At 69.8% G+C, this 12,861-nt stretch carries 12 protein-coding genes and 1 riboswitch; of the genes, 6 read left to right on the top strand and 6 right to left on the bottom strand.

Annotated features, from left to right (window positions below; all coding sequences use genetic code 11):
• Positions 1-10: 10 nt before the first annotated feature.
• A complete protein-coding gene (locus AC1P0E_RS08530) occupies positions 11-406 on the bottom strand; it encodes a hypothetical protein (protein ID WP_482741548.1) in 396 nt (131 codons plus the stop codon).
• A 217-nt stretch (positions 407-623) separates the two neighbouring features.
• On the opposite strand from AC1P0E_RS08530, the gene ctaE reads away from it, so the two are divergent.
• The 6 genes from ctaE (at position 624) to AC1P0E_RS08500 (ending at position 7,725) form a co-directional block, all read left to right on the top strand.
• On the top strand, positions 624-1,244 hold the full coding sequence (ctaE, locus tag AC1P0E_RS08525; protein WP_482741547.1) for an aa3-type cytochrome oxidase subunit III: 621 nt from the start codon (positions 624-626) through the stop codon (positions 1,242-1,244).
• A gap of 68 nt (positions 1,245-1,312) precedes the next feature.
• Entirely contained in the window at positions 1,313-2,122 is an 810-nt protein-coding gene (gene qcrC, locus AC1P0E_RS08520) for a cytochrome bc1 complex diheme cytochrome c subunit (protein WP_482741546.1), read from the top strand.
• Positions 2,119-3,171, top strand: a complete 1,053-nt coding sequence (qcrA, locus tag AC1P0E_RS08515; protein ID WP_482741545.1) for a cytochrome bc1 complex Rieske iron-sulfur subunit — start codon at positions 2,119-2,121, stop codon at positions 3,169-3,171. Before qcrC ends, qcrA begins: the two co-directional genes overlap by 4 nt.
• Positions 3,168-4,796 (top strand): cytochrome bc1 complex cytochrome b subunit, encoded by a 1,629-nt coding sequence (gene qcrB / locus AC1P0E_RS08510; protein WP_482741544.1) that lies wholly within the window; start codon positions 3,168-3,170, stop codon positions 4,794-4,796. Before qcrA ends, qcrB begins: the two co-directional genes overlap by 4 nt.
• 127 nt (positions 4,797-4,923) lie before the next feature.
• Positions 4,924-5,988: an anthranilate phosphoribosyltransferase gene (gene trpD, locus AC1P0E_RS08505; RefSeq protein WP_482741543.1), complete on the top strand. Its 1,065-nt coding sequence runs from the start codon at positions 4,924-4,926 to the stop codon at positions 5,986-5,988.
• Positions 5,989-6,072: 84 nt separating this feature from the next.
• Positions 6,073-6,189, top strand: a riboswitch (SAM riboswitch).
• A gap of 162 nt (positions 6,190-6,351) precedes the next feature.
• On the top strand, positions 6,352-7,725 hold the full coding sequence (locus AC1P0E_RS08500) for an aminotransferase class V-fold PLP-dependent enzyme (protein WP_482741542.1): 1,374 nt from the start codon (positions 6,352-6,354) through the stop codon (positions 7,723-7,725).
• On the opposite strand, the gene AC1P0E_RS08495 is transcribed toward AC1P0E_RS08500, so the two are convergent.
• The 5 genes from AC1P0E_RS08495 to AC1P0E_RS08475 all read right to left on the bottom strand — a co-directional run bounded on the left by AC1P0E_RS08495 (position 7,686) and on the right by AC1P0E_RS08475 (position 12,816).
• The gene (locus AC1P0E_RS08495) at positions 7,686-8,885 is read right to left on the bottom strand and encodes a glycerate kinase family protein (protein ID WP_482741541.1); all 1,200 of its coding nucleotides are present in this window, start codon (positions 8,883-8,885) and stop codon (positions 7,686-7,688) included. The genes AC1P0E_RS08500 and AC1P0E_RS08495 overlap by 40 nt on opposite strands.
• Before the next feature lie 3 nt (positions 8,886-8,888).
• The gene (locus tag AC1P0E_RS08490; RefSeq protein ID WP_482741540.1) at positions 8,889-10,325 is read right to left on the bottom strand and encodes an SLC13 family permease; all 1,437 of its coding nucleotides are present in this window, start codon (positions 10,323-10,325) and stop codon (positions 8,889-8,891) included.
• An 82-nt stretch (positions 10,326-10,407) separates the two neighbouring features.
• Positions 10,408-11,073 (bottom strand): response regulator transcription factor, encoded by a 666-nt coding sequence (locus AC1P0E_RS08485; protein WP_482741539.1) that lies wholly within the window; start codon positions 11,071-11,073, stop codon positions 10,408-10,410.
• The gene (locus AC1P0E_RS08480; protein ID WP_482745694.1) at positions 11,070-12,440 is read right to left on the bottom strand and encodes a sensor histidine kinase; all 1,371 of its coding nucleotides are present in this window, start codon (positions 12,438-12,440) and stop codon (positions 11,070-11,072) included. The genes AC1P0E_RS08485 and AC1P0E_RS08480 overlap by 4 nt, the downstream gene beginning before the upstream one ends.
• 52 nt (positions 12,441-12,492) lie before the next feature.
• Complete coding sequence (locus AC1P0E_RS08475; protein WP_482741538.1) at positions 12,493-12,816, bottom strand: small hydrophilic protein; 324 nt, start codon at positions 12,814-12,816, stop codon at positions 12,493-12,495.
• Positions 12,817-12,861: the final 45 nt, after the last annotated feature.

Raw genomic sequence — 12,861 nt, 5'->3', positions numbered from 1 at the left:
CGCGCGGGTGTCACGCCTCTACGGTGAGCCTGCCGCGCAGCAGCGCCGCCAGGGCGTCCGCGAACTCCACCGGGTCGACCGGAAGGGTCACGGCGCTCTCGGCGCGGCTCCAAGTGGCCAGCCAGGAGTCCTGCGGGCGCCCGATCAGCAGCAGCACGGGCGGGCAGTTGAACACCTCGTCCTTGATCTGCCGGCATACGCCCATGCCGCCCGCGGGCACCGCCTCGCCGTCCAGGACGCAGACGTCGACACCGCCCTTGTCCAGCGCCGTAAGGACGGCCGGCAGCGTGGCGCACTCCAGGAACTCGACCGGCGGCACGTCCGCGGCGGGCCTGCGACCCGCCGCCAGCAGCACCTGTTCGCGGGTGTTCGCGTTGTCGCTGTAGACCAGGACCGTGGCGGTCATTGTTCCTCCATGCATCTGAAAGCCCTCGAAGGCTCGGTGTTGGATCAGGAACCGATGCGCGGATGCTACTCCGTCCGACAGCCGGTCAGCAGTGGTTCGTTCATGCCTTCGACGGTACTCCCGATGGGCCGTTCGGCTCAGGTCACAGGGCCTTCCCAGAGCATGGACACACCGAATGGCACCCCCGGGAGTGAGGGCGGGATAAGCGACCGACATAATGTCGGTCGTGGCGACAGCAACGACAGTAGATACCGGGCACGCGCACCCGTCGGTCAATCGACCGAACCTCACCAGCGTCGGAACCATCATCTGGCTGAGTTCCGAGCTGATGTTCTTCGCGGCCCTATTCGCGATGTACTTCACCCTGCGATCGGTGACGGGTCCCGAGTTCTGGAAGCAGCAGGCCGAACACCTGAACTTCCCGTTCTCGGCGACGAACACCACGATCCTGGTGCTCTCTTCCCTCACCTGCCAGCTCGGCGTCTTCGCCGCGGAGCGGGGCGATGTGAAGAAGCTCCGGACGTGGTTCATCATCACGTTCGTGATGGGTGCGATCTTCATCGGAGGCCAGGTCCTCGAGTACACCGAGCTGGTGAAGGACGCGGGCCTCTCGCTCTCGTCCGACCCGTACGGCTCGGTGTTCTACCTGACGACCGGCTTCCACGGACTGCATGTGACGGGCGGACTCATCGCCTTCCTGCTGGTCCTAGGCCGCACATATGCGGCCAAGAGATTCACCCACGAGCAGGCAACCGCCGCCATCGTCGTGTCCTACTACTGGCACTTCGTCGATGTCGTCTGGATCGGCCTCTTCGCCACGATCTACATGATCAAGTAGGTCGGGTCCGTAACCCGGCCCACATCCAGCACCCATCGACGCAGAAGATCCTGACACCGGGGTAATCCGTGAAAAAGCTCTCCGCACGACGACGCCATCCGCTGGCGGCGGTCGTCGTACTACTCCTCGCGCTGGCGGCCACCGGGGGGCTGTACGCCGCGTTCGCGCCCGCGGGCAAGGCCCAGGCCGATGAAACCGCCCAGTCCCTCGCCATCGAGGAGGGCAAGAAGCTGTACGCCGTCGGCTGCTCCAGCTGCCACGGCACCGGCGGTCAGGGCAGCTCCGACGGCCCGTCCCTCGTGGGCGTCGGCTCAGCCGCAGTGGACTTCCAGGTCGGCACCGGACGCATGCCGGCGCAGCAGCCCGGCGCCCAGGTGCCGGAGAAGCCGAAGGTCTACACGCAGGCCGAGATCGACCAGCTCGCCGCGTACGTCGCTTCCCTCGGCGCCGGCCCGATCACGCCGACCGAGAAGCAGTACAGCCCCGAAGGTGCGGACATCGCCAAGGGTGGCGACCTGTTCCGTACCAACTGCGCCCAGTGCCACAACTTCACGGGCGAGGGCGGTGCCCTGACGAACGGCAAGTACGCCCCGAGCCTTGAAGACGTGAGCCCGAAGCACCTCTACGAGGCCATGCAGACCGGCCCGCAGAACATGCCGTCCTTCCCCGACACGACGCTGCCGGAGCAGCAGAAGAAGGACATCATCGCGTACGTCAAGACCGTGAACGGCGAGGAGACGGAGACGCCCGGCGGCTTCGCGCTGGGCGGCCTCGGCCCCGTCAGCGAGGGCCTCTTCGGCTGGATCTTCGGTCTCGGTTCGCTGATCGCTGTCGCCGTCTGGGTCGCGGCCCACACCGCTAAGGCCAAGAAGTCATGAGTAGCCAAGAGATTCCAGAGAAGAACCTGCCCAGTGAGCAGGACACCGCGCACGGCGCGGTAGCCGTGGCGGACGACCCGTTCGCGGACCCGGGGCTGCCGCCCCACAAGCCCCGCATCCAGGACATCGACGAGCGGGCAGCCAAGCGCTCCGAGCGCACGGTCGCCCTCCTGTTCACGCTGTCGATGCTCGCCACGGTCGGCTTCATCGCCTCGTTCGTGGCGTTCCCCGTCGACCAGATCACGTACGTCTGGCCGCTCGGGCACGTCAGCGCGCTGAACCTCTCGCTGGGCCTGACCCTCGGCCTCGCGCTCTTCTGCATCGGCGCGGGTGCGGTCCACTGGGCCCGCACCCTGATGTCCGACCAGGAAGTCGCCGACGACCGCCACCCCATCTCGGCCGAGCCCGAGGTCAAGGCCAAGGTCATGGCCGACTTCAAGGCAGGCGCCGAGGAGTCGGTGATCGGCCGCCGCAAGCTGATCCGCACCACGATGTTCGGTGCGCTGGCCATGGTGCCGCTCTCCGGTGTGGTGCTGCTGCGCGACCTGGGCCCGCTGCCCGAGGACAAGCTGCGCCACACGCTGTGGGGCGCGGGCAAGCAGCTCATCAACATGAACACGAACGAGCCGCTGCGTCCCGAGGACGTCGCGGTCGGTTCGCTGACCTTCGCCAAGCCGGAAGGCCTGGAGGAGGACAACCACGAGTTCAACAACGAGATCGCCAAGGCGGCCCTGATGATCGTCCGGCTTCAGCCGGCGGACATCAAGGACAAGCGCGAACTCGACTGGTCCCACCAGGGCATCGTGGCGTTCTCGAAGATCTGCACCCACGTCGGCTGCCCGATCAGCCTGTACGAGCAGCAGACGCATCACGTGCTCTGCCCGTGCCACCAGTCCACCTTCGACCTCTCCGACGGTGCCCGCGTCATCTTCGGCCCGGCCGGTCACGCCCTCCCGCAGCTGCGGATCGGCGTGAATGACGAAGGATTCCTCGAAGCGCTCAGCGACTTCGAAGAGCCCGTCGGTCCTAGTTTCTGGGAGCGCGGATGAGCACCGTGACTGACGAAAAGCGCAAAGAGGCCCCCGCGGGTGAGCGGGTCGCCGACTGGGCGGACGGCCGGCTGGGCATCTACAGCCTCGCCAAGGCCAACATGCGCAAGATCTTCCCGGACCACTGGTCCTTCATGCTGGGTGAGATCTGCCTCTACAGCTTCATCATCATCATCCTCACGGGTGTGTACCTGACGCTGTTCTTCCACCCGAGCATGAACGAGGTCGTGTACCACGGCTCGTACGTGCCGATGCAGGGCATCCGCATGACGGAGGCCTACGCGTCGACCCTGGAGATCAGCTTCGACGTCCGTGGCGGTCTGCTCATCCGGCAGATCCACCACTGGGCCGCGCTGATCTTCCTCGCGGGCATGTTCGTGCACATGATGCGCGTGTTCTTCACGGGCGCGTTCCGCAAGCCGCGTGAGATCAACTGGATGTTCGGCTTCCTGCTGTTCGTCCTGGGCATGTTCACCGGTTTCACCGGCTACTCGCTCCCGGACGACCTGCTCTCGGGCACCGGTGTCCGCTTCACGCAGGGCGCGATCCTCGCGACGCCGGTCGTCGGCACGTACATCTCGTTCTTCCTGTTCGGCGGGGAGTTCCCCGGCCACGACATGGTGGCCAGGTTCTACTCCATCCACATCCTGCTGCTGCCGGGCATCATGCTCGGCCTCGTGGTGGCGCACCTGATCCTGGTCTTCTACCACAAGCACACGCAGTTCGCGGGCCCCGGCCGTACGAACAAGAACGTCGTCGGCATGCCGCTGCTGCCGGTCTACATGGCCAAGGCCGGAGGCTTCTTCTTCCTGGTCTTCGGTGTCATCGCGGCCATCGCGGGCCTGTTCACGATCAACCCGGTCTGGGCGCTCGGCCCGTACCGTCCGGACCAGGTGTCCACCGGCGCCCAGCCCGACTGGTACATGGGCTTCGCCGAAGGCCTGATCCGTGTCATGCCCGGCTGGGAGATCAACCTGTGGGGCTACACGCTCGCCCTGGGCGTGTTCATCCCGCTGGTGGTCTTCGGTCTGGTCCTCGGCGCGATCGCGGTCTACCCGTTCATCGAGTCGTGGGTCACCGGCGACAAGCGCGAGCACCACATCCTGGACCGGCCGCGCAACGCGCCGACCAGGACCGGTCTCGGCGTCGCCTGGATCACGGCGTACATGATCATGCTGCTGGGTGGTGGCAACGACATCTTCGCCACCCACTTCCACCTGTCGATCAACTCGATCACCTGGTTCGTCCGGATCACCTACTTCGTGGGACCGGTCCTCGCGTTCATCGTCACCCGGCGCATCTGCCTGGGTCTCCAGCGGCGCGACAAGGACAAGGTGCTGCACGGACGCGAGTCCGGCATCATCAAGCGCCTGCCGCACGGTGAGTTCGTCGAGATCCACGAGCCGCTCAGCCAGCAGGCGCTGCACAGCCTCACGGCGCACGAGCAGTACGCGCCGGCCGAGATCGGCCCGAAGGTCGACGAGAACGGTGTCGAGCGCAAGGTGACGCGTGGCCAGAAGCTGCGGGCCAAGCTGAGCAAGGGCTACTACGGCGAGGGGAACCAGATCCCCAAGCCGACCGCCGACGAGTACAAGGAGATCACCAGCGGCCACGGCCACCACTGATCTCCGGCCCGACCCACAGGTCGCCACAGCGAGAGCCCCGTCCATTCGTCGGACGGGGCTCTTCGCTGTCCGTGCGGCTGGATAGGGTGGGAGCCATCCTTACTGGCTGTGGACCCTGGAGCGGACCATGAACGTTGTGACCCCGGTTGGCGGCGACAGCGTGGCGGCCGGCTCCTGGCCGGGTGTCCTGAACGCCCTGCTGCGCCGCGAGGACCTCTCCGCCGACGACACGGCCTGGGCCATGGACCGCATCATGAGCGGCGAGGCGACGGACGCCCAGATCGCCGGCTTCGCGGTCGCACTGCGCTCCAAGGGGGAGACGGTCGACGAGGTCACCGGCCTGGTACGGGCGATGTACGCGCACGCCAACACCATCGAGGTGCCGGGCCGTACGGTCGACATCGTCGGTACGGGCGGCGACCTGGCCAAGACGGTCAACATCTCCACGATGTCGGCGATCGTCGTGGCCGGGACCGGTGCCAAGGTCGTCAAGCACGGCAACCGGGCCTCGTCGTCCGCGAGCGGGGCCTCGGACGTACTGGAGAAGCTCGGCGTCAACCTGGAGCTGACGCCGAAGCGCGTCGCCGAGGTCGCCGAGGAAGCGGGCATCACCTTCTGTTTCGCGGTGAAGTTCCATCCCGCCCTGCGGTACGCCGCCAAGGCACGCAAGGAGCTGGGCGCGCAGACGACGTTCAACATCCTCGGACCGCTGACGAACCCGGCGCGGGTGAAGGCCCAGGCGGTCGGTGTCGCGGACGCCCGGATGGCCCCCATTGTCGCGGGCGTGCTCGCCGAACGGGGGAATTCCGCGCTCGTCTTCCGGGGCGACGACGGCCTCGACGAGCTGACCACGACATCGACCTCGCGCGTGTGGATCGTACGGGACGGGGCGGTCACGGAGCAGGCCTTCGACCCGCGCGACGTGGGCCTGGAGATCGTGCCCGTCGAGGCGCTGCGCGGCGCGGACGCGTCGTACAACGCGGATGTGGCGAGGCGGCTGCTGGCCGGCGAGACCGGCCCCGTGCGGGAGGCGGTGCTGCTCAACACGGCGGCGGCGCTGGTGGCCCTCGACCCCACTGACGCTTCCCTGAACGAGCAGCTCGCGGCGGGGATCGCGAAGGCGGCGGAGTCGATCGACTCGGGGGCGGCGCGGGCGGCCCTGGAGCGCTGGGTGGCTGCCAGCAACAGCTGAGGGCGCGGATGTGTGACGCAAGGCGTAGTCCGAATTCTGGACTACGCCTTGCGTCTTCTTGATCGTGTGGCAAGATGCTTGCCAGGTCATGAGTGACAGCGTTTTGGCCCCGGCTTGCTGTCCGGCAACCCTCCGTCCGTGGCGGGGTGCCCCGGGTGAAGACCAGGTCGTGGACAGAAAGGTCCACGGCAAGCGCGGACCCCTCGAAGCCTTGGGGTCCTGGTTCTCAGGGAGCCTCTTGTGAGCAAGCGAATGCGATAGGGCCTTACGCCCCTTCTTCGCACACCCCTTTTCTCTTCCTCTCCAGCGCTGCCGCGTATCCGCCGGCGCGGGGAATTCGCCTGCCTGTTTCGGGAGTTCGCCATGTCTGTCTCCACCGCTGCCGCCGACCAGACCGTTTGTAGTGACATTTCGGGAGCTCTGCCTGTTCTGGGCCGAGATGTACTCGTCCCGCTCGTCACCGGGGGCGAGGTCACCTACGCCGCTCTCGACTACGCCGCCAGCGCCCCGGCCCTCCAGCGCGTGTGGGACGACGTGGCGGCGTACGCCCCGTACTACGGCAGCGTGCACCGCGGCGCCGGGTACCTCTCGCAACTGTCGACGGACCTCTTCGAAAGCAGCCGCGCCACCGTCGCCGAGTTCCTCGGCTGCCGCGAGAGCGACCAGGTCGTCTTCACCCGCTCCACGACCGACTCGCTCAACCTGCTGGCCGCGGCCCTGCCGGCCGACTGCCAGGTGTTCGTCTTCGAGACCGAGCACCACGCCTCCCTGCTGCCCTGGCGTGACGCGCAGGTCAACTTCCTGAACGCGCCCCGGACTCCGGCCCGGGCCGTCGAGACCCTGGAGCGCGCACTGGCCGCCCGTGACCCCTACGGTCCCGCCCTGGTGTGCGTCACGGGCGCGTCGAACGTCACCGGTGAGCTGTGGCCGGTGAAGGAACTCGCCGCCGCCGCGCACGCCCACGGCGCGCGGATCGTGCTCGACGCGGCCCAGCTCGCCCCGCACCACCCGCTGGACATCGCCGAGCTGGACGTCGACTGGGTCGCGTTCTCCGGGCACAAGCTGTACGCGCCGTTCGGCTCCGGCGTGCTCGCGGGCCGCGCCGACTGGCTGCAGAGCGCCGAGCCGTACCTCGCGGGCGGCGGCGCCTCGCGCAAGGTCGCCCGCCGCGCCGACGGGGGCGTGGACGTCGAGTGGCACACCACGGCCGCCCGCCACGAGGCCGGTTCGCCCAACGTCATCGGCGTGTACTCGATCGCCTCCGCCTGCAAGGCGCTCACCGAGGCCGGTTTCGACTCGCTCGTCGAGCGCGAGCAGCAGCTCGTGACGAAGGTGCTGGACGGGCTGGCCGAGGTCGACGCGGTGAGGGTGCTCTCGCTCTTCGGGGACGACGCCCCGCGCGTCGGCGTCATCTCCTTCGTCGTCGAGGGCTGGAACAGCTCGCACTTCGCCGCCGCGCTCTCCGCCGAGTACGGAATCGGCGTACGGGACGGCCTGTTCTGCGCCCACCCGCTGGTACGCACCCTGCTCGGCAGCGAACCGCAGGAGCCGGGGGAGTGCGGCGCGCCGGAGGCCGAGCCGGGTGAGCGCTCGCTGAACGCGATCCGGGTGAGCTTCGGGGCCGGTACGCCCGACGAGCACGTCGAGCGGTTCGTGGGCGCTGTGAAGGAGCTCGTGCGGGACGGCGCGAAGTGGAACTACCGCACCGAGGAAGGCCGTTGCGTTCCGGCGGTCTGAGCCGCCCGAGTGCCGATCAGGACCATCCGCAGGGCCCGTTCGGTCGCGTCGGTGAGGAACTCGGCCCCGCGGCCGAGCGCTTCGGTCAGTGACATCGGCGCGGGCAGTATCGAGCTGTACGCGTCGACGCCCGCCGCCCGCACCTCGTGCGCGCCCTCCCCGATCGTGCCTGCCAGCGCGAGCACCGGGCGGCCGGACAGCTTGGCGCGGCGGGCCACTTCGGCGGGAATCTTGCCGCGCGGGGTCTGGTGGTCCAGGGCGCCCTCGGCGGTGACGACCAGGTCGGCGCGGGCCAGGCGGGCGTCCAGGTCGATGTGGTCCAGGAGAACGTCGAAGCGGGGGAGCAGCCGGGCGCCGAGCGCGGCGAGCCCGGCACCGAGGCCGCCGGAGGCGCCGGTGCCGGAACCGAAGCGCAGATCGGTGCCGGCGGGGGCGAAAGCGGAACGTTCCAGGACGTACGCCCACTGGTCGAGGGCGGCGGCCAGCTCCTCCACCTGCGCCGGGTTCGCGCCCTTCTGCGGGCCGAAGACGCGGGCCACGCCGCGGGGGCCGCACAGGATGTTGTACGGGTTGCAGGCGACCAGGATCTCGGTGTCCGGCAGACGCGGGTCGAGGCGGCTAGCGTCGATGTCATGGAGCCGGTTCAACTGCCGTCCCCCGGGCGGGAGTTCTCGGCCCTGCGCGTCCAGCAGGCGGGCGCCGAGGGCCTGGAGCGCGCCGGCGCCCCCGTCCGACGTACCGGAGTCTCCGCAGCCGACGAGGATGCGGCGTACGCCCTGATCGAGGGCGGCGCGGATCAGCTCCCCGACGCCGTACGTCGTGGTCGCGCCCGGGTCGCGCAGGGAGCGCGGGACCAGGGACAGGCCGGCCACGGCCGCCATCTCGACGACCGCGCTGCCGTCGCCGAGCAGCGCGAAATGCGCGGCGACGGGCTCACCGACCGGGCCGGTGGCGGACAGCGGGACGAGGCGGCCGCCGGTGGCGGTGGCGAGCGCGCGTGCGGTGCCCTCGCCGCCGTCGACGAGGGGGATCAGGTCGATGTCGGCGTCGGGGACGACGCGGCGTACCCCTGCGGCGATGGCCTCGGCGGCCGACTGCGCGGACAGCGACTCCTTGAAGCCGCTGGGGGCGACGGCGAAACGGTTGAAGGTGCCAGGCATGGCTCAACTTCCTTCGGTGAGGACCGGGACGCCGAACAGCGGCCAGACCAGGAGGGCGAACAGCAGCACCACGGCCGCCGTCAGCGGCGCCAGCACCGCCGAGAGGCGCAGCAGATCGCGTGGCGTGTACGTCGGCGTGTCCGGGATGTGGCTGAAGAGCGCCACGGGCTTCGCGGACGCGGGCAGGGTGTGGCAGAAGCCGGCCGCGGCGGTCGAGGCGAGAGCGGCGGCGACGGGGTTGACGCCGGAGCCGACGGCGGCGGCGACGACCAGTGGCACGAGCACGCTGGAGCGGGCCGAACGGGACTGGAGGACGAGGTGGGCGGCCGTACTGACCGCGATCACGGCGGCCAGGAAGAGCCACGGCGGCACGCTCACCGGCAGCCCCGACACCAGCCAGCGGGCAGCGCCCGAGTCGGCGAGGGCGACGCCCATCGCCATCGTGGCCGCCATGAAGAGCAGCAGCGACCACGGCACGGTGCGCAGGGCGTCCTTGAGACGTACGGTGCCGAGCGCGGGGGAGGACGCGACGACCGCGCCGATGAGAGCGACGACGGCGGGCGGCACCTGGTGCAGGGGCTCGCTGCACCACAGCACCACCACGGTGGCGAGCAGCGCGGCGCACCGGGTCTCGGCGGGGCCGAGCGTGCCGGTGACCGGCTGCTCGCTGTGCTCCTGGATCTGCTCGGCGGTGATACGTACCGGACCCGATCGGTCCTCGCGACGCGTGGTCGTCAACAGCACGGCCTCCGCGGCGAGATGGGAGGACACGGCGGCGAGCGGGAGCCCGAGCAGCAGCCACTGGGTGAAACCGATGCGTTCGCCGGTCGCCTCCCAGAGGACGGAGACGGTGATGAGGTGCGCGCCCGCGCCGATGAGGGTGGCCACGGCGGACAGCAGGATCACCGTCGGGAAGAGCAGCGCCAGCATGACGACCAGGCGGCGGCGGTCCGCGAGGACCTTGGCGAGAGCGAGGAAGACGGGCAGGGCGAGGGCGGCGCGGCCGGAGGTGGCGGGGACGGCGAAAGCGGTGACGACCAGGGCGGCGGTGGTGAGGTGCGTGAGCTGACGTACGGTACGGGCGCCGCTGACCAGGAACGCGGCTGCCCGGCCTGCGAGACCCGTCCTCGCCACGGCTGCGGCGAGCACGAAGGCGCAGATGAGCAGCCAGACGGTCTCGTCGCCCAGGGTCCCGAAGAGCGTCTCGCTGCTGATGACACCGGTCGCGGTGAGGGCGAGCCCGGCGCCGAGGGCGATGTAGGTGTCGTCCACGGGAGTGGCGATCCAGGCGGCGGTGGCGAGGACGAAGACGGCGAGGGTGAGGCGGGCGTCGCCGGGCAGGGCGGCGGGGGCGGTGCCGGGGAGTACGAGGAGTGCGCACGTGGTCAGTGCGGTGCACAGGGTTGCGTACTGCCACGGCTTGAGCGGGGTCGGGGTCACGCCGAGAAGTCTGGAAGACGGGCGTGAGCGTCCAATGAGCCGCACATGAAGGGAACTTCACGCGCAGCGGGGACAGGGGCGGTTACGTCGACGGCAGGCGGTAGCCCATGCCCCGTACCGTTTCCACCCGCTCCGCGCCCAGCTTCTTCCGCAGCGCCCGTACGTACACATCCACGATGTTCGAGCCGGGGTCGAAGTCGTACCCCCACACATGCGAAAGGATCTGCTCGCGCGACAGGACCTGGTCCGGGTGGCGCAGGAACAGCTCCAGCAGCACGAACTCACGCGCTGTCAGGTCCACCGTCCGCTCCCCGGAACGCGCCCTGCGCGTCCGCAGATCCAGCGTCAGCTCCCCACTCCTCAGCACCGTCACCTCCGGCGCCCTCGCCGCCGTACGCAGCCGCAACCGCACCCGCGCCAGCAGCTCCTCGAAGCGGAACGGCTTCGTCATCCAGTCGTCCGCGCCGCCTTCGAGCCCGGCCACCGTGTCCCGCACGGAATCCCGGGCCGTCAGCACGATCACCGGCACCGTCACCCGCGCCTCGCGCATCTCTCGCAGCACCGTGAAGCCGTCCTTGCCCGGCAGTCCGATGTCCAGGACGACCAGGTCGAAGCCGCCGGTGCAGGCGTAGTCGTACGCCGTCTCGCCGTCGGAGGCGACCGTCGTCGTGAAGCCGTTCGAACGCAGGCCCTTCTCCACGAAGGACGCGATGCGCTCCTCGTCCTCGACGATGAGAATCCGGCTCACTGGTCCTCCAGTACGAGTGCGAGTACGAGTGCGAACGTGGCTCCGCCGCCCTCCGTGGGGCGCAGCTCGACACGGCCCCTGTGTCCCTCGGCTATCGCCTTGACGATGGACAGGCCCAGCCCCGCCCCCGTCCCGCGCGCCCCGCGCCGGGCCGTCCCGCGCCGGAACCGTTCGAAGATCACATCGGTGTCCTGTTCCTGTACGCCCGGCCCGCTGTCGGCGACGTACAGCTCATAGCGCCCCTCGTACGACCGCGAACCGATGCGGATCCGCTGCCCCGGCACCGTGTGCTGCACGGCGTTCTGCGCGAGCTGCACCATCGCCTGCGTGATGCGCTGCGGGTCCAGATGTGCCTCGCGGTCGGCGACCGGGTCCAGTACCCACTCGCGGTCGCCCAGCGTGCGTGCCTTCACATAGACGTCCGCCGTCAGCTCGGCCAGCTGCACCGGCTCCGGCGTGACGAAGTCCGGCCGCTCCGACTTGGCGAGCAGCAGCAGGTCTTCGACGATGCGGCTCATCCGGTCGAGCTCGTCGGTGACCAGGCGTACGGTCTCCTCGCGTTCGGCCGGGTCGTCACCCATCAGCTCCAGATGGCCGCGCACGATCGTGATGGGCGTGCGCAGCTCGTGCCCCGCGTCGTCGACGAACTCCCGCTGCGCGGCGAACGCCCGCTCAAGGCGGTCGAGCATGGCGTTGAAGGTCTCGGCGAGGGCCGCGATGTCGTCCCGCCCCTGGACGGGGATGCGCCGGGTGAGGTCCTGCTCGGTGAGCTGCGCCGCTGTTGTACGCACCACCCGTACGGGGGCGAGTATGCGGCCCGCGACCGCCCAGCCGATGCCGGTCGTCATCAGCAGCGCCACCCCCGAGATGGCCAGCAGCGTACGGAACGCCTCGTCGGCCTGGGCCCGTTCGTTGTCCGTGTGGAAGGCGACGACGAACGCGCCGCGCGGCGCCCCGCCGGCCGGGGCGATCTCGACCTTCGCCCAGCGGACCTCGCCCCGGGGCCGCTGCACGGTGCCGGAGGCCGCGTCGGAGGCGAAGATCGCGGCGAGCGACGCGCGGTCGCGGTGGAGGGCGGTGCCGGCGACGATGTCGCGGGGCTGGCGGAGTACGTCGGGCACGGCGCCCCGCGACCGGGTGAGGCCGAGGAGTTCCTCGTCCGGGTCGGAGTACTGGCGCTGCAGGAAGACCTCGAGCAGCCGGCGCGGTGTGCCGAAGCGGCCGCCGGTCCCGGGGTCGACGCCCTGGTCCACGAAGTTCGCGAACTCGCCCGTCTCCTGGGTGAGCAGCCGGCTTACCCGGTGGTCCACGTCCCGCAGGAGTATCGAACGGGTGGTGGTCGCCACGGCGCCCAGCGCCACCGCCATCACCAGCAGCAGCCACAGCAGGATGCGGACCCGCGCGGAGATCCTGCGCGATTCAGTCCTTTTCACCGGGCTCGTCGTCCCGGTCCAGGTCCCGGTCGAGGTCGCGGTCACCGTCGTCGCCGGAGTCGTCGTCGGTGGCTGTCGGGCCCGGGACCACCGCGTCGCTCGGGGTGGTGCCCGGCGTGCCGCTCGGTGCCGGTGTCGGTGTCGTACGGGCCGAGGGGGGTCCGGATTCCGGAGCGGTGCTCTCCAGCTCGACTCTGGACGGCACCTTCGGCGTCTCGGCGCTGTCGGTCAGGGCGTAGCTGGTCGCGGCGATGCCGAGCGGTATCGCGACGACTGCCGCGAGCGTCGCCAAGCGGTGGGAGAAGGCCATGACAGCCATCGTGCCGCCGGTGCGTGGAGCCCGGATGAGGGCCCG

The sequence above is a fragment of the Streptomyces sp. TRD_SC_5 genome (assembly GCF_056836825.1).
Note: the sequence above shows the minus strand (reverse complement) of the source record. Positions and strands in the feature narration are given on the sequence as shown.